Source organism: Streptococcus ferus DSM 20646 (assembly GCF_000372425.1).
GTDB classification, from domain to species: Bacteria; Bacillota; Bacilli; order Lactobacillales; family Streptococcaceae; genus Streptococcus; species Streptococcus ferus.
The window spans coordinates 251,955-269,075 of sequence record NZ_AQVD01000002.1 but is presented as its reverse complement, the minus strand read 5'-3'; the positions used below and the strand labels follow the sequence as shown (position 1 = coordinate 269,075).

Sequence of the window (17,121 nt, the reverse complement as noted above, 5' to 3'; positions counted from 1 at the left end):
TCTTAGAAATGTGCTACAATGATGGTTGTAAAATAAAAGAAGAAGAGGTATGTGAAATGTCACGTAAACCAATTATTGCTGGAAACTGGAAAATGAACAAAAACCCTCAAGAAGCACAAGAATTTGTTGCAGCTTTGGAAGGTAAATTGCCTGCTGGCGACAAAATTGAAGCAGCTATCGCAGCCCCAGCTGTTGATTTAAATGCTCTCTTATGGTTCGCGAAAGATTCTGAATTAAAAGTTGCTGCTCAAAACTGCTACTTTGAAGATGCGGGTGCCTTCACTGGTGAAACGTCTCCAAAAGTATTGGCTGAAATGGGTGTTGATTATGTTGTTATCGGTCACTCAGAGCGTCGCGATTACTTCCATGAAACAGATGAAGACATCAATAAAAAAGCACATGCTATCTTCCGTAATGGTTTGCTGCCAATCATTTGCTGTGGTGAGTCACTTGAAACCTATGAAGCTGGTAAAGCAGTTGAGTTTGTAGGGGCTCAAGTCTCTGCAGCCTTGAAAGGCTTGTCTGCTGATCAAGTTGCGTCATTGGTTATCGCTTATGAACCAATTTGGGCAATCGGGACAGGTAAATCTGCGACTCAAGATGATGCACAAAACATGTGTAAAGCGGTTCGTGATGTTGTGGCTGCAGATTTCGGTCAAGAAGTAGCTGATAAAGTTCGCGTTCAATACGGTGGTTCTGTTAAACCTGAAAATGTTGCTGATTACATGGCTTGTCCAGATGTTGATGGCGCACTCGTTGGTGGTGCCTCACTTGAAGCTGAGAGCTTCTTAGCTTTACTTGATTTTGTCAAATAAGTCAAGCAGCTTAGATGAAAAACACGGTTGATTTTATCAACCGTGTTTTTCATCTTGCAATTTTAAACTAAGCAGAAGTTACCTACTCGCTTTTGTTGAAGGGGATTAGAGCATTTGCTGTTGTTGCTGATTCACCTGTTGCAAGGATGTTGAAAATACATACGAAAATAGATTGAAATTTTTTTCTTGCTGTTTAGGATAAAATCCATACCATTTGCGACTTTTTATTTTGGTTTGAGCATAAAAGTGTTATACTCAATCTGTCAGCTGGCCAGCCAGACAAAGAATTAAAATGGGGGATGTATGATATGACGACAACAGTATGTGAACGATTTGATGTAATGGATAATGAATCCCTTTCTGCAGTTAAAGGAGGATTGTCGGACTGTGCACTGGGAATTCTTAGTACAGGTGGACTTGGAGCAGTCGGTGGTCCTGGGGGTTAGTTGGTGGTGCAATGGTTGGGGCAGCAACGTTCTGTTTTTAGTAAGAATAGTTGAAAACAGAGTAGCTATGGAATGGAGGTAAGTTATGAATAACTACATTTTAGAACAATTTGAAGTCATTGATGTAAAAACGCTATCCAAGATTAATGGTAGTGGTTACGGTACTCAATGTATCTTAGGTACTGTCGGGGTACTATTATGGGCGGTACACTTTTTGGTATAGGTGGTGCTGCTGCTGGTTTTGCAGGTGGCAGTACTGCTTTTTGTTACAATACTGTTCATTGATTGTATTATCTGAGTTAATGCTGTGAAAAAATATCTAGTCGTTCCTTGTACATTGGTTATTATATGTTTAGGGGTTAGGGTTCTTTTTACTTCAAATAATGTTGTGCAGATGCTATTTGCTTTCATTGGTATGTTGCTGTTTTTATTTGGTATGTTAAGGGAATATAAGAAGATGGACAAAAAATGAGTTTATCTATCAGGCTTTGCATGCAGCTTTAAATGGTCATGTTGCAGAAGGAGCTATGCTTATCTGAGTACCTTCAGGCATGTTATGGATCTTTATGCTTGTGGTCGGACGGGCGGAATAGTGCTAAATATCCCTATTTGTTAAGTAAGTTTTTCTCTAAATAAAAGAGGTGTGATTAGGAGTAGATTCACAATAGATGGCATTATCGGGGGGATAGATAACAATTTCGTTTGTCCTCTATGAAGGGTTTGGCAGTCGAATCTAGCAAACAATGCAAAAAGAAGTCCCTTATCTGGAGGCTTCTTTTTGCATTGTTTGGTGATAGTGGACTAGCGCCTTAAAATCTTTTTAAGTGCTTGAATGAGTTTATATTTCAATGGTTTTGGGTGGTAGCGGAAGGTTCCCATCTTACGGACAATATAGCCGTTGAAGTTCTGTTTGAAGCGAAGTACACCATCTGAGCCGTCGAAATGTCCCGTAATCCCTAATAAATTATAAAAAGGAATGCCGCGTTTGATGGCCTCCAGCATGACATGTTCCTGAAGCAGGGCTGGAGCGTAGAATTTATTAAATTCAGGATAGGAACCGGAGAAAAGGTAAACGGCTTCCTGGGGAGTGTAGACGAAGAGACTGCCTGCCAAAATAATATCGTCATTTCCATATTTGGCAATCAGTTCTTTAGCCTCTTTCAGCCGTTCACTAAAGGTGTCAAATTGACTGGAGAGCTCTCTTAACTGATTATGCTTCTTATCGGATGAGGGATTTTGTTCCAAATCCTTCTGTAATTTTTGGATTTTAGTGGCTAGTTTATCCTGATCTTTTTTTAGGTGGTTGCGGTAGTCCTGAAAATTAAGGCTGGCAACCATGAACTCTGCTTGTGACCCAAAGGCATCATAGAAATCTTGATAATAATCTAAACTCTTGTCACTATAATCACGACGATTAGAAGTTGCGGATGTGATTTCTTTAAAAAGATGCAAGTCATCACGGTTTAACCGGCGAATCTTAGTGCCGAAGGTTTTGGCCTTTTTGACCAAAGGACGCCCTTTCTTACTGAAAGATTTGAGCAGCGTCTGGTCACTAAGGCTTGACAAATCCTTAACATAAAGCCAATTAGGTTCACCGCCGGGATAGCCAAACTGAAGACCGTCATGGACATAAGCTAAGTCCGTCAGCATGGTAATCAGCTGATCCTGCTTAGGATCTTGCGCTTTCCCATCTGAATCAAAGGTTTGGTAAGTATCATACGGCTTCACGACTAATTCAAGAGCTCCCTTTGCCTGAGCATACTCTTTGAGCTCTGAATAAAACTGAGCTAGGTAGTCAGGATTGGTAACGACCGGCCCACAATTGATTTCCAAATAACGTCCGCCAGTCATGGGAGTGCTGAACAAGAGGGCTGATACCTGAATCTGATCATCTTCCAGAAGAGCGATATAATCGGTATCAAAGCCTCTTTTTGAAAGTAAGTCCGCCATTTCCGCAGTTTGCATAAATGACTTCTGACTGGCCTTTTGACTGTGTGCTAAAAAGGCTTCCTTGCTGATGCTTGTTAAAGACATTAATGATTGCTCCTAAATTTCTTGCGCAGGGTATAGGCGTAGTTGGAGAGTTTATAGAGAGGGCTAACCGGTAGGTTGAACTCCCCGATAAATTCTTCAATTTCAGGTTTGAACTTTGATTTAAAGTTGAACAGTCCGCCGGAGAGGTCATTTTCAATGCCTCCCAGATTTTGCCATTGACAGCCTCTTTCAAAGGCATGATTAGCCGTTTCAAACCAGGTATAGAGTGCAGCCTGATAGCGTCGGAATTCCTCGTCCATACCAGCATAGATGTTTTCGGAGGTTCCGCCAAACTCCAGGGTTAAGGTTCCAGCTAGGGGAACCGTTTGTTTGCCCTTGGCAAGCTGTTCTTTGAGAAAGTTGATTTCGTCTGTTAAACGTCCAATGTCATTTTTGGTGTTGTCAATTTTACCGGGTTTGACCTTATCATCATAGGATGACAGAAGGTTTTGTTTTTGCTCTAATTGTTGGTCTAAATCTGCCAAACGGTCTTTTAGATTTAAGGTAGCTAAGGTGATGTAGGAATGTTTCGGGTAGGTTTCTAAAAGTTTGCGGTAGTAATCGATACCTCTGAGATGGATGGCTTTTCGGTCTTCTGTCTTTTTCATTAGGTCTGAGAAATCAGCTAAAAGTTCATGACTTCCGAAGCGAACAGAGACGCCTTTATTTTTAGCTGTTCGAATCGCTTGCCGCATTTTTTTAGAAAGTCCAGCTTCTGAAAAGTCTTGCGCATAGATATTAGCCTGAAAACGAGGCTGAATATTCTCCGCCATGTCGCTGGTGCGGCCCAGCCACTCGCAGCCATACGCTTTAAGAGTGTCGATGATTTCTTGTGCATCAGGGTTGGAGACAGGCTCCGCATCAATCTGAAAATGCTCAAACAAGATGAAGGGATCAAACTTGATAAACAGGGCACGCTTGGCTTTAGCTACTGTTTTTAAAGAGTCGAGGACGAAAGTAAGCAGTTCCCGATTTTGGTAGTCCATGACGGGACCGCGCGGGATATAAAACATGGTCATGCCTAGAGGGAGAGGACGGATTAGGATAGAGGCAGAAGCGACTAAGGTTTGATCTTGATAAAAGCCAATTCTCTCATTTCCCCAGTCATCTTTCACCTGTGCCCAGTTGGCACTCTGCAGGAGATTCGTCTGCTGGCTCTTTTTGACAAAGCTGTCGTGTTCTTCTTTAGAAATACCGATTTTATAAGAATACATTAGTTTAATACCCACTCTCTGATGGCGTGTGCAACACCGCTCTCTTCGTTAGATTTGGTGATATATTTGGCGATTTTCTTTAATTCTGGATTGCCGTTTGCCATGACAACAGGATTTCCTGAAACTTCTAACATGGCACGGTCGTTTTCTTCATCTCCGATAGCCATCGTCTCTTCTTTTGACAGCCCTAATGTTTCGGCCAAATGCAGAAGGGCTTCCCCTTTGCTGACGGCCTTAGGGATAATCTCTAGGTAGAAGGGAGTTGATTTCACAATGGTAAATCTCTCATAGAATTCCTGGGGAATTTTAGCAATGGCAGCATCTAAGAGAGCCGGTTCATCAATCATCATGGTCTTAATGATTTCTTTATCCGTCATTTCTTCAGGTGTCCGGTAAAAGACAGGCATATTGACTAAGGTTGCCTCGTGTACGGTATATTTGCCAATATCGCGGTTTGCCGTATAGATGCCCTCTTTTGTGATGGCATGAAAGTGCACGCCGAGTTTACGGCTGAGCAGTTCAATATCTAAATAATCGTCGTAAGGGAGGGTCTCTTTGATGATTTCTTGTCCAGTTGCAGTGTCAAGAACCAGTCCGCCGTTAAAGGTAATCACAAGGTCTCCAGGATCTTTGAGCTGAAGGTCTTGCAGAAGATTTTCGACACCGATAATAGGTCGTCCAGTTGCTAGGACAATCTTAACCCCAGCCGCTTTGGCAGCTTGAATAGCTTCAAAAACCTGAGGCGTGATCTCTCGTTTGTTGGTTAGTAGGGTTCCGTCAATATCAACAGTAACTAATTTGATGGCCATAATATTCTCCAATAGTGGGTGATGTGTAATTTCTTTCCTTATTATCATACTAAAAAATAGTAGGTTTGTCATGGTGGATATGATGCGAAAAGGGAGTGGGAAAGAACTCGACAAGTCGAAAAAGAGTTCGTCTTCCCACCCCCGCACAGTTGATTAGATCAGATTTGGAGTGTGAAACATGAACAAATCTGCCAATCAACCACTGCGTCAAGATGTTATCACGAACTCCAAAAAAGGGGTTGGACTTATTGCCCAGCCTCTTTTGGGTCTTTAAAGCGCTTGTTGCTAATGTAACTCTGGAAGTTAGTCTTGCTGTCGGCAAAGAGTCCCCCTGAGGTCAGCATCTCTCTTGGGAAATAAAAGCGTCGGTCACCGTGAATAGTTCCAGATAAGGTGCGGACTAAATCAGATAATTGAGAGAGTTCGATGAGTGTCCCGTCTTCCTGGATCATTTCAATTTGGGTCCGCGATTGTTGACTGTCAGGTTTATAGACATCATAAGGTAGATCAAAGTTATTATGAACCGCGGTATAATAGTCAGGTTCAAAGCCTACCGATTTGACTAAATCTCTTAAGACAGCCAGCTTTTCTGAATCGTCTTCTTCGAAGCTAATGGATTTAAACACCTTACGATTTGTGTATCGTTTGGCAAGGTCTGCCAGAATCTTATCAATCTTATCAGAAGCGGTCATCCAAGTCTGGAAATAGGTATTCATGACACCATCATCCAGACTAAGGTAATCGTCCAAGCTAATCTGATTCTCAAAGAAAGGGACGAGATGGGGCGAACTTTGACGGAAAAAGTCCTTGTGGTCTAAATAAAGTTCCTGAGCTCTTTTTAGAAGATTCTTTAAGAGGACTTCCATAGCTCGGCTGGCAGGGTGGAAATAGACCTGCATATACATCTGGTAGCGGCTGAGCACATAATCTTCAACTGCATGCATGCCATCGCTCGAGAAAGCAATCCCATTTTCAAGTGGTCTGATCACACGTAAGATACGGCTAAGGTCAAACTCACCATACTTAACGCCAGAAAAATAGGAGTCTCTCAGCAGATAGTCCATTCGGTCTACATCAATCTGGCTGGAAATGAGCTGGACGACCTGTTTATTAGGGTAACTGTGATTGATGACGCTGGCAACCTGATGCGGAAAGTCTGGGGAAACCCTTTTTAAGACAGCATTGACTTCTGTCTCGGAATCGGTAATGATTTTTTGGGTGAATTCCTCGTGATCCGTTCCAAACAGACTTTCAAAAGTGTGCGAATAGGCTCCGTGACCAATATCGTGCAAGAGAGCTGTTACCATGGTCAGCAGCGACTCCTCGGGATTCCAGATGTCGGGGTATTTTTTTTCAAAAATACCAATCACACGTCTGGCCAAATGATAGACACCTAGGCAGTGAGAAAAACGGCTGTGTTCAGCTCCATGGAAGGTAAAGCTGGATGAGCCAAGCTGCTTGATCCGACGCAGACGCTGAAATTCTTTTGTGTTGATAAGGTCGTAAATAATAGGATTATCAACAGGAATATAATTGTGAACGGGGTCTCGAAATACTTTTTCATTCATGTTTTCATTATAGCAAAGTCAAGGCTTTTTTGGTAGAATGAAGCAAGAGGCGGGCGGATATTCTTGCCACACCAGCAGGAGAGGAATTGGTATGAAGATATATTTAAAAAATGAAATTAATCTTGGCGATGAAACAGAGATTATAGAACAAGTCTTTCCGCTTCAGTTAACGGCTAAACAGGACAGCATTTACTTAACCTTCACGAATGAGGAAGGGGAAAACGTCCTGATTAAAGCTCAGCCGACATCCTTAATGATGACACGTTTCTCAAATCCAAAAACAGTGATGCGCTTTACAGCCGCAGGTGATGCAGAGGTTCAGCTCCCAAGTCCTCTTGGAATACAGAGGCTCCTATCTCGGACCAGCACTTATGAACTTGACAGAGAGAATCAGACCATTTGTTTAGCTTATGCCTTGCTTGTCCCTCAGACGGAAGCCGTTTTAGCAGATTATCGTCTCAAGATTGCTTGGACAGAAGACTGATAAGAGGTTGAGGATTCGGAACTTGAGATTTTAAAGAACAGTTTCTTGAAATGGGTTAGGAATATGGTATAATGTAAAAAGTACTAAGGGAGTAGCTAGCGGATTATCCGTGACAAGGCCGTCAATACGAAAGAAATTTCCGGCCTCGTCTTAAACAGCGAGACTTGTCATATAAACAGGTCTTTTTTCATTTTTAAAGACCAAGGAGGAGAATACTTTGTCGAAAGAGCAAAAACGTGATGCATTTTACACGCAATCAAAAGAAAGCGTTCTTGAGGCCGTAGAAGCCAGCAAGAAGGGCTTGACGACTGAGCAGGCCAACCAGCGCCTGTCAGAATTTGGCCGTAATGAATTGGACGAGGGGGAGAAAAAGACCCTCATTCAGAAATTCTTGGATCAATTCAAGGATTTGATGATTATCATCCTACTCGTTGCAGCAGGCCTGTCAGTCGTTACTGAAGGCATGCACGGTCTGACAGATGCGATCATCATCTTGGTCGTTGTTGTTTTAAATGCGGCTTTTGGTGTTTACCAAGAGGGGCAGGCAGAAGCAGCGATCGAAGCCTTAAAGTCTATGTCCAGTCCGTTAGCGCGTGTTCGTCGTGACGGTCATGTCTCAGAAGTAGATTCAAAAGAGCTGGTTCCTGGAGATATCGTTATGTTGGAGGCCGGCGATGTTGTGCCTGCGGATATGCGTCTTTTAGAAGCGGCTTCACTTAAAATTGAAGAAGCTGCTCTGACTGGGGAATCTGTTCCGGTTGAAAAAGATGCCTCTGCTGAGATTACAGAGGATGCAGGTATTGGTGATCGTGTCAATATGGCTTATCAAAACTCAAATGTGACCTACGGTCGCGGTATGGGGGTTGTGACCAATACCGGCATGTTTACTGAGGTTGGTCATATTGCTGGAATGCTGGCAAATGCTGACGAAACAGACACACCGCTTAAACAAAACCTAAATCAGTTATCGAAGCTTTTGACTTATCTGGTTATTATCATTGCGGCCATTACATTTGTCGTTGGTGTCTTTATTCGTGGGGAACACCCGCTTGAAGGCCTTATGACAGCCGTAGCCTTGGCGGTTGCGGCCATTCCGGAAGGACTGCCTGCTATTGTCACCGTAGTGCTTTCTCTGGGAACACAGACGCTTGCTAAGCGTAATTCTATCGTTCGCAAGCTACCTGCGGTTGAAACACTGGGCTCAACAGAAATTATCGCATCGGATAAGACTGGTACCCTAACCATGAACCAGATGACTGTTGAGAAAGTTTATTATAATGGTCAGCTTAAGGATGCAACTGATGATATCGCTTCGGATAATACAGTGCTTCGGGTCATGAATTATGCGAATGATACCAAGGTCGATGCTAGCGGTAAACTCATTGGGGATCCAACGGAAACAGCGCTTGTTCAATTTGGTTTTGATCATAGTTTTGATGTCCGTGATTTCCTTAAAGAAGAGCCACGTGTAGCAGAACTGCCTTTTGATTCGGATCGTAAGCTGATGTCAACCATCCATAAATTGGCAGCAGGTAATTATCTTGTGGCTGTTAAAGGAGCGCCTGATCAGCTTCTGAAGCGTGTCACACAGATTGAAGAAAACGGGGCGATTCGTCCCATTACAGATGCCGATAAGGAAACTATTTTAGCGACTAATAAGGCATTGGCTAAACAGGCTCTCCGTGTTCTCATGATGGCCTATAAATATGAGGATACAATTCCTACGCTTGAGACGGACATCGTTGAAAATAACCTTGTTTTTGCCGGTTTGGTCGGAATGATTGATCCAGAACGTCCTGAAGCAGCAGATGCGGTTCGTGTTGCCAAGGAAGCGGGTATCCGTCCAATCATGATTACAGGTGACCATCAGGATACGGCAGAAGCCATCGCTAAACGTTTGGGCATTATCAACGAGGGAGATACTGAAGACCATGTCTTTACCGGTGCCGAACTTAATGAACTGTCAGATGAGGAATTCCAAAAAGTCTTCAAGCAATACTCTGTCTATGCCCGTGTTTCACCTGAGCACAAGGTGCGTATTGTCAAGGCTTGGCAAAATGATGGTAAGGTCGTTGCCATGACAGGCGATGGTGTCAATGATGCCCCATCTCTTAAGACGGCTGATATTGGTATTGGTATGGGGATTACCGGTACAGAAGTTTCTAAAGGGGCTTCTGATATGGTTCTTGCGGATGATAATTTTGCTACCATTATCGTTGCTGTGGAAGAAGGACGCAAAGTCTTCTCTAACATCCAGAAATCAATCCAATACCTGCTTTCAGCCAATATGGCAGAAGTCTTTACCATTTTCTTGGCCACTTTGTTTGGTTGGGATGTGCTCCAGCCTGTCCATCTGCTTTGGATCAATCTGGTTACAGATACCCTGCCAGCCATTGCTCTTGGAGTAGAGCCTGCGGAGCCTGGCGTTATGACGCATAAACCTCGTGGACGGAAATCAAGCTTCTTCTCAGGCGGTGTTATGGGAGCTATTCTGTATCAGGGAATCCTTCAAACCATCCTTGTTCTTGGTGTCTACGCTTGGGCTTTGGTATCTCCTGAGCATGCGACCTACAAGGAGATTCACGCAGATGCCCTGACCATGGCCTTTGCGACCTTAGGATTGATTCAGTTAGTCCATGCTTACAATGTGAAGTCGGTTTACCAGTCCATCTTTACCGTGGGTCTCTTTAAAAACAGACTGTTTAACTGGTCAATCCCGCTTGCCTTCCTTATCTTGATGGCAACCATTGTTATTCCAGGCTTCAATCAGTTCTTCCATGTCAGCCATCTTTCTTCTACCCAATGGCTGGTGGTTGTTATCGGAAGTCTGCTGATGTTTGTTATTGTTGAAATCGTCAAAGCCATTCAACGTGCTCTGGGATTTGATAAAAAGGCAATTTAATCAACGAGATAGACTGAGAATTTCTCAGTCTATTTTTCTTTTGAGACTGATGTGGTAGAATGAGCTTATGCGGTTAGATAAATTATTAGGAGAACTGGGCTTTGGTTCTCGAAATCAGGTGAAAAAACTAATCCGAAGCCGTCTGGTAACTGTTGATGGGTGTATCGCTTTTGGAGATAATATGAATGTTGATCCCAGTTTGCAGGAGATTTTGGTAAGAGGTGAGCAGCTCCGGTGGCAAGAAAGCCTTTATCTGATCATGAATAAACCTAAAGGTGTGGTGACAGCAAGGTCGGATAAGAAGCATCCGACAGTTCTGGATCTCTTAGAGGATGATGACAAAATGCCCGGCACCTATCCGGTTGGTCGACTGGATCGTGACACGGAGGGGCTGGTACTGCTGACGAATAATGGCCCTCTGGGGTTTAGAATGCTCCATCCCCGCTACCATGTGTCTAAAACCTACTACGTTGAGGTAAATGGGAAATTGGGTGTAGATGCTGTTCGTTTTTTTAAAGAGGGAATTTCTTTTTTGGATGGGAATAAATGCCAACCTGCCCATTTGAAACTCATTTCAAGCGCTGCAGTAAAAAGTACAGCCTATGTAACGCTTTCAGAAGGAAAATTTCATCAAGTCAAAAAGATGTTTCTGGCTTACGGAGTGAAGGTGATTTATCTGAAGAGAGTAGCCTTTGGCCCTTTTGTTCTAGAAGAATCCCTGCTGCCTGGCAGTTATCGTCAACTCAATGAGGAAGAAAAAAATCTCTTAAAAGCATTTTTAGACTAAGGCTGAGCAAAATGCTCGGCCTTTTTCGAATAGACTAGAAAAAGGAGTGTTTATGTTAACTGCGATTTCAGGTTCAGGTCAGCTGATTAATTTAGTAAAGGACGGTCTTCCTCAAAAGCAGTCGTTTTATTGTCCAGCTTGCCGGCAGCCTATGCGGTTACGAAATGGAAAAATTAAAAGACCTCATTTTGCGCACCTGACCTTGGACGATTGTCATTTTTATCAGGAGAATGAGAGCGCCGAACATTTAGGGCTGAAAGCCAAACTCTTTCAGAATTTATCCCTTGTTCAGCAGGTTGAAATTGAAAGGGTATTGCCGCAAATTCATCAGATTGCTGATTTGCTGATCAATCAACAGTTAGCCATAGAAGTGCAGTGCAGTCCTCTGTCAAAGGAGCGGCTTAAAGAGCGGACCGATTCTTATCGTCAGTCAGGGATTTTTGTGCTCTGGCTGCTGGGAGAAAAACTCTGGCTGAAAAAAAGGCTGACGGCATTGCAAAGGCAGTTTCTGTATTTTTCTAAAAATTTAGGCTTCCACCTCTGGGAGTTGGATTTGAAAAGGAATCAGCTGAGACTGCACTACCTTATTCATGAGGACTGGAAGGGTCAGGTTCATTATTTGAGCCGCCAGGTGAGTTTGGATGGGGATATATGGTCTTTGCTGCATTTTCCTTATCGCAGTCAAAAAATGGCCCGTCTGGACGTTGTGATGGATACTGACTTGCTGACTTACATTCGCCGGCAAATTGGCTATCAGTCTCCTCGCTGGCATCATTTGCAGGCAGAAGCTTACCGAAAGGGAGACAACTTACTGACCAAAGATCTGGCTTATTTTTACCCGCAGGTCAGACCAGTAGCTTCAAAGGATGGTTTTGCTCAGATTAGTCATGACCTATCTTCCTATCAGGCTCATTTTATGGCCTACTATCAAAGGCAAGGCAGCCAAAAGGTACAGATCCTCTACCCGCCGGCATTTTATGATAAAATGGAAAAGATAAGAATGAATAAGGAGGAAAACTAATGTCAGAAAACCGCAGCCATCTTAAGCAAGAAGAAACTTGGGATTTGGCCACTATATTTGCTACTGATCAGGAATGGGAAAATGAATGGTCAGACCTGTCAAAAGCACTTGACCTTGCAGCGTCGAATGCCGGCCATCTTTTAGAGTCCAGCCATTCTCTGCTGACCATTACAGAGCTGTATCTGGCGCTTGCTCGCCGGTTGGAAAAACTTTACGTCTACGCCTCTATGAAAAATGACCAAGACACGACTGTCAGTTATTATCAGGAATTGCAGGCAAAAGCAACAGCTATTTATGCCAAGTTTAGTCAAACTTTCGCCTTTTTTGAGCCTGAATTTAGAAACCTGTCTGAAGACCTCTATCAGACCTTTCTAAGCGAAAGCCCTGAACTTAAAGCTTATGCTCATTTTTACGACAAACTCTTTAAGCAAAAAGAACACGTGCTGTCGCAGAAAGAAGAAGAGCTCTTGGCTGGTGCGAGTGAAATATTTGGGGCGGCCAGTGAAACGTTTGACATTTTGGATAATGCTGATATTGTTTTTCCAAGTATTGTAGACGCAGAAGGCAATACAGTCGAGGTCACCCACGGCAATTTTATAACCTTGATGGAATCCAAGGACAGAAAAGTGCGACAAGCAGCCTATGAAGCCATGTACAGTATTTATCAACAATACCAGCATACCTATGCGAAGACGCTTCAAACTAACGTCAAGGTCAATAATTTTAAGGCTCGGACGCGTCATTACAGAAGTGCCCGTCAGGCGGCGCTGTCGGCAAATTTTATCCCAGAGTCTGTTTACGATGCCTTGCTAGTGTCTGTAAACAAACATCTGCCTCTGTTGCATCGTTACATCAGGCTTCGCCAGGATATTTTAGGGCTGGATGATTTAAAAATGTATGACCTTTATACGCCTTTGTCAACGGCTGACTTGAGCTACTCTTATGAGCAGGCGCTTGAAAAAGCTGAGTCGGTTTTAGCTGTTTTTGGCCAGGAATATACTGAACGGGTCAGACGCGCTTTTAGGGAGCGTTGGATTGATGTTCGTGAGAATAAGGGAAAACGCTCAGGTGCTTATTCCGGCGGCTCTTATGATACCAATGCCTTTATGCTTTTAAATTGGCAGGATACACTTGATTATCTCTTTACACTTGTGCATGAGACGGGCCATTCGCTACATTCGACCTTTACACGTGAAAATCAGCCTTATGTTTATGGTGACTACGCTATCTTTTTGGCAGAAATTGCTTCAACAACGAATGAAAATATCCTGACGGAGAGCCTGTTGAAGGAAGTAAGCGATGACAAGACCCGATTTGCTGTGTTGAATCATTATTTAGATGGCTTTAAAGGCACCGTCTTTCGTCAGACCCAGTTCGCAGAATTTGAACAGGCCATCTATCAGGCAGATCAGGAAGGGGAAGTTCTGACTAGCCAATTCTTGAATCAGCTTTATGCGGAACTGAATGAAAAATATTATGGCCTCAGCAAGGAAGATAATCCAGACATTCAATATGAATGGGCCCGCATACCGCATTTTTATTACAATTTCTATGTTTACCAATACGCAACTGGCTTTGCGGCAGCTAGTTATCTGGCTGATAAAATTGTTCACGGCAGTCAGGAAGATAAGGATCGCTATCTGGACTATCTTAAGGCAGGCAGCTCGGACTATGCCCTCAATGTTATTGCCAAAGCAGGTGTGGATATGACCAAAACGGACTACCTAGATGCAGCCTTCGCCGTTTTTGAAGAACGTTTGACCGAACTAGAAGCCTTAGTCGCTAAAGGGGTTCATAGAGGTAGTTGATAACAAATGAAAAACAAGGGGGAATAATATCCCCTTGTTTTTCTAGTCATTTAAATAAACTTATGAGTTTTTAAATAATGCTTTGGTTTTGTCAGAGTCAAAGACTTGTGCTTGCTGACTATGAGCTAGAATCTCTCCTTTAACGACAATCTGATCAAGTTTGGAACCCTCTTCCATGGTTATGGTCACCACTTTATCACCGTGTGTTTCAATGTTTCCTGAAACCTTTAGTGATTGAAGGGCCCCACCCTCTTTGAGACTAACAGCGTAGGCCGGCAAGTCAACATTAACCCCTTTCACAAGGGATTGGCCTAAACTGCCGTAGGTGCGGATGTTTCCAGAAACGGTTAAACTGCCAACTTTTTTAGAAATTTGAATAGCGACTGCCCCGTCATTATAAGTTGTTAGATCTGTAAACTCTCCTTTCTCCAAGCTGCCGTCATATTGATTGTAGGCACGAGCACCAACCCCATAGGTTGAGACAGGCTTTTGAGCTTTAAAGTGTTTGACTTGACCGAAATTAACAAAACCGACACCTGATTGTCCGTAAGAGGTAGTTTCGTTTTCAACAATCCACTCATCAACGGTTCCCCAAGTGTCTAAGACCATATCGTTGACACCATAGGTGACCGTCTCACCATGCTGAACAAGTTTTTTTACATGAGTTCCAAAGACAATAAACATGCCCCCAGTAATGAGAGTGGCAACCCCTTGTGGCAGCAGGCCACTCGAATAAATATTTCCAGTGGAGAGGTAATTGACGTCAACTTGCCCGCCATGATCGCCGAAACCAGAAATGAAAACCCCAGAACCGATAGCAGGATGGTTAGGTCTTCCGATTGACAGATTATGGAGTTCGGCAGTCACCAGACTATCACTGTCGGGATTGAAATTATAGAGTGTAAAAGCTCCTTGCAGGACATTGACACCATATTTCTGAGGCTGTTCTAAGTAGGATCTTGTATCACTGCTGTTGATGTGGATATTCTTAGCAAAGACTTTGGCTTTTTTCACTCCGCTTCGGTAAATGAGCGATACTTGTCCGTCTGTTTGGAGATTTTCTAGGTAGATTTCTCCCATATCAGCTTGATTGGCTTGTGAAGAAATACTGATAGCTTTCTGGTTTTGCAGAGAAATAATCTGAAGATCTGTCAGTTTAGAAGCACCGCTTAGAATCAGTCCATTTGTATGACTGAAGAAAAGGGAGGGAAGCGTTCCATTCTCCTGAGCCTTACCTCTTAGATGGATTCCACTTGGCAGCAGGACGGGCTGGGCTAATGTCATGCTGCGGGTAATGACAATGTCTTTTTCTTGGTTGGCTAAGGCAGAGAATAATTCTTTTGCATTTGTAACGTTAATCATAGTGAATTCCTCTTTTCTTACTTGATAAGGTCATTGTAAACCTTTTTCGTATAAAATGATACTAATTCGTTTAACGTATTACTACTGGCAGTCTTTCACTTTTTAAGTTAGTATAAAGGAGAGGAGATCAGACATCTTTCTAAGGGAGATGTTTTGATTAGTCTGATGGCTAAGGTTGATAGAATTGGGCTTCAAGAGCTGCAAGGAAAGGGAGTTATGACAGCATTTATATGGGATTTGGACGGAACTTTGATTGACTCTTATGATGCCATCATGGCAGCCTTAGAGGTGGTTTACCGAAGATACCGTCTTGAGTTTAAGGCAGAAGCTATCCGCCAGTTTATTCTTCAGGAATCGGTAGGCGCTTTGCTGAGTCGGCTGGCAGAACAGGAAGGTCTTGATGAATCTGCTCTCAAAATGCTTTTTTCACAAGAGCAGGGCAAGCGAGATCATCAGATTCAGCTCATGCCTTTTGCGAAGGCTATTTTAGACTGGACGAAAGAGCAGGCTATTAGCAATTTTATCTACACACATAAGGGCCCGTCTGCCTCTCAGGTGTTAGAGAATTTAGGAATTGCTGATTATTTTACAGAAGTTTTAACCAGTCAAAGTGGCTTTAAGCGTAAGCCCAGTCCAGAAGCCCTCCATTACTTAATGGCTAAGTATAATCTCGATAGGAAGACGACTTATTATATCGGGGATCGTTCTCTGGATGTGCAGGCGGCAAAATCAGCAGGCATTGGCAGCATTAACCTCACGCAAGAAGGTGGAACTGATAATCATAAAATCGCTAATTTGAGAGATATTAAGGGACTATTGCTAGGTCAAAGATGATCTTTGTAAAACGTACAAGCTAGGGAGTCATTCTAGCTTTTAAAGACTTCGACATTAGGATAAAACGGCCACTTTCGCTTTTTAAAAGGTGTCAATGTATGACACAGCGGGTGAACATTCTGGTTTTTAGCTGTACAAGTGATAATAGTTATCCCAGCCAATTGTTCAGGAGTGAGACGATTTAGGCGTTGGAAGGATTGTCAGACAAGAATATCCTGTTTTGGCTGATTTTTAATGACGAAAGAGGTGCATTTTTTCCGCCAAGCCTGTATAATAGAAAGCATGGTTGAATCATATAGTAAACATGCAAATCACAACATGCGGCGGCCGGTTGTCAAAGAAGATGTCCTGTCATTTATGCGAGAGAATCAGCTGCAAACTACTGGTTTTTTAAAGGAATTGGAAGAATTTGCCCACCAGGAAAACATTCCGATTATTCCACGCGAAACGGTTGCTTATTTTCGTCTCCTGCTGCAGAGCCTGCAGCCTGAAAATATTCTTGAAATCGGGACAGCTATCGGCTTTTCAGCTTTATTGATGGCAGATAATGCGCCCCAAGCCAGTATTACGACCATAGACCGCAATCCTGAAATGATTGCACTGGCGAGGCAGAATTTTGCTAAATATGATGTCAGAAAGCAAATTAGGCTTATAGAGGGAGAGGCCATGGATCAACTATCAGAGCTTCAGGGAGAGTTCGATTTAGTCTTTATGGACTCGGCAAAATCGAAGTACATTGTTTTCCTCCCCGAAGTGCTGAAACGATTACGACTTGGTGGTTTGGTTTTGATTGATGATGTTTTTCAAGGCGGGGATATTACCCTTCCCTTGGAAGCTATCTCAAGGGGACAGAGGGCTATCTATCGGGGTTTGCATAAACTTTTTGACGCAACCCTGACCAACCCTGATTTGACAGCTAGTCTAGTCCCGCTAGGAGACGGTCTCTTAATGCTTCGAAAGAAGCGTAACCAGGTTCGTCTGCCTGATTAAGCTATTTTTAAGAAAATGTGGTATAATATTTAAGTTAATGACAAAAA

General features: G+C 43.0%; 15 protein-coding genes. 10 read left to right on the top strand and 5 right to left on the bottom strand.

Annotated features, from left to right (window positions below; translation table 11 throughout):
• Positions 1 to 56: 56 nt before the first annotated feature.
• The 3 genes from tpiA (at position 57) to A3GY_RS09685 (ending at position 1,484) form a co-directional block, all read left to right on the top strand.
• Positions 57 to 815: a triose-phosphate isomerase gene (gene tpiA / locus A3GY_RS0104260; RefSeq protein WP_018030172.1), complete on the top strand. Its 759-nt coding sequence runs from the start codon at positions 57 to 59 to the stop codon at positions 813 to 815.
• Positions 816 to 1,114: 299 nt separating this feature from the next.
• Entirely contained in the window at positions 1,115 to 1,261 is a 147-nt protein-coding gene (locus A3GY_RS10055) for a Blp family class II bacteriocin (RefSeq protein WP_331852231.1), read from the top strand.
• A gap of 85 nt (positions 1,262 to 1,346) precedes the next feature.
• Positions 1,347 to 1,484, top strand: a complete 138-nt coding sequence (locus tag A3GY_RS09685; protein WP_018030170.1) for a hypothetical protein — start codon at positions 1,347 to 1,349, stop codon at positions 1,482 to 1,484.
• A 578-nt stretch (positions 1,485 to 2,062) separates the two neighbouring features.
• Here the strand turns inward: A3GY_RS09685 and A3GY_RS0104245 are convergent.
• From A3GY_RS0104245 to A3GY_RS0104230, 4 genes are all read right to left on the bottom strand, one after another.
• On the bottom strand, positions 2,063 to 3,295 hold the full coding sequence (locus A3GY_RS0104245; protein WP_018030169.1) for an aminoacyltransferase: 1,233 nt from the start codon (positions 3,293 to 3,295) through the stop codon (positions 2,063 to 2,065).
• The gene (locus tag A3GY_RS0104240; protein WP_018030168.1) at positions 3,295 to 4,509 is read right to left on the bottom strand and encodes an aminoacyltransferase; all 1,215 of its coding nucleotides are present in this window, start codon (positions 4,507 to 4,509) and stop codon (positions 3,295 to 3,297) included. Before A3GY_RS0104240 ends, A3GY_RS0104245 begins: the two co-directional genes overlap by 1 nt.
• Positions 4,509 to 5,318: a sugar-phosphatase gene (yidA, locus tag A3GY_RS0104235; protein WP_018030167.1), complete on the bottom strand. Its 810-nt coding sequence runs from the start codon at positions 5,316 to 5,318 to the stop codon at positions 4,509 to 4,511. The genes A3GY_RS0104240 and yidA overlap by 1 nt, the downstream gene beginning before the upstream one ends.
• 245 nt (positions 5,319 to 5,563) lie before the next feature.
• A complete protein-coding gene (locus tag A3GY_RS0104230; RefSeq protein WP_018030166.1) occupies positions 5,564 to 6,886 on the bottom strand; it encodes an HD domain-containing protein in 1,323 nt (440 codons plus the stop codon).
• A 91-nt stretch (positions 6,887 to 6,977) separates the two neighbouring features.
• Between A3GY_RS0104230 and A3GY_RS0104225 the strand changes: the two genes are divergently transcribed.
• The 5 genes from A3GY_RS0104225 to pepF all read left to right on the top strand — a co-directional run bounded on the left by A3GY_RS0104225 (position 6,978) and on the right by pepF (position 13,888).
• Positions 6,978 to 7,370, top strand: coding sequence for a YwiB family protein (locus A3GY_RS0104225; protein WP_018030165.1), 393 nt, complete (start codon positions 6,978 to 6,980; stop codon positions 7,368 to 7,370).
• A 217-nt stretch (positions 7,371 to 7,587) separates the two neighbouring features.
• The gene (locus A3GY_RS0104220; RefSeq protein ID WP_018030164.1) at positions 7,588 to 10,272 is read left to right on the top strand and encodes a cation-translocating P-type ATPase; all 2,685 of its coding nucleotides are present in this window, start codon (positions 7,588 to 7,590) and stop codon (positions 10,270 to 10,272) included.
• 67 nt (positions 10,273 to 10,339) lie between these two features.
• Positions 10,340 to 11,059, top strand: coding sequence for a pseudouridine synthase (locus tag A3GY_RS0104215; RefSeq protein WP_018030163.1), 720 nt, complete (start codon positions 10,340 to 10,342; stop codon positions 11,057 to 11,059).
• A gap of 52 nt (positions 11,060 to 11,111) precedes the next feature.
• Positions 11,112 to 12,080 (top strand): competence protein CoiA, encoded by a 969-nt coding sequence (locus A3GY_RS0104210; RefSeq protein ID WP_018030162.1) that lies wholly within the window; start codon positions 11,112 to 11,114, stop codon positions 12,078 to 12,080.
• On the top strand, positions 12,080 to 13,888 hold the full coding sequence (gene pepF / locus A3GY_RS0104205) for an oligoendopeptidase F (RefSeq protein WP_018030161.1): 1,809 nt from the start codon (positions 12,080 to 12,082) through the stop codon (positions 13,886 to 13,888). The genes A3GY_RS0104210 and pepF overlap by 1 nt, the downstream gene beginning before the upstream one ends.
• Before the next feature lie 60 nt (positions 13,889 to 13,948).
• Here the strand turns inward: pepF and A3GY_RS0104200 are convergent, their stop codons facing one another.
• Entirely contained in the window at positions 13,949 to 15,250 is a 1,302-nt protein-coding gene (locus A3GY_RS0104200; RefSeq protein ID WP_018030160.1) for a hypothetical protein, read from the bottom strand.
• 216 nt (positions 15,251 to 15,466) lie between these two features.
• Between A3GY_RS0104200 and A3GY_RS0104195 the strand changes: the two genes are divergently transcribed.
• Positions 15,467 to 16,084 (top strand): HAD-IA family hydrolase, encoded by a 618-nt coding sequence (locus tag A3GY_RS0104195; protein ID WP_026161925.1) that lies wholly within the window; start codon positions 15,467 to 15,469, stop codon positions 16,082 to 16,084.
• Between the two features lie 282 nt (positions 16,085 to 16,366).
• Entirely contained in the window at positions 16,367 to 17,074 is a 708-nt protein-coding gene (locus tag A3GY_RS0104190) for an O-methyltransferase (protein ID WP_018030158.1), read from the top strand.
• Positions 17,075 to 17,121: the final 47 nt, after the last annotated feature.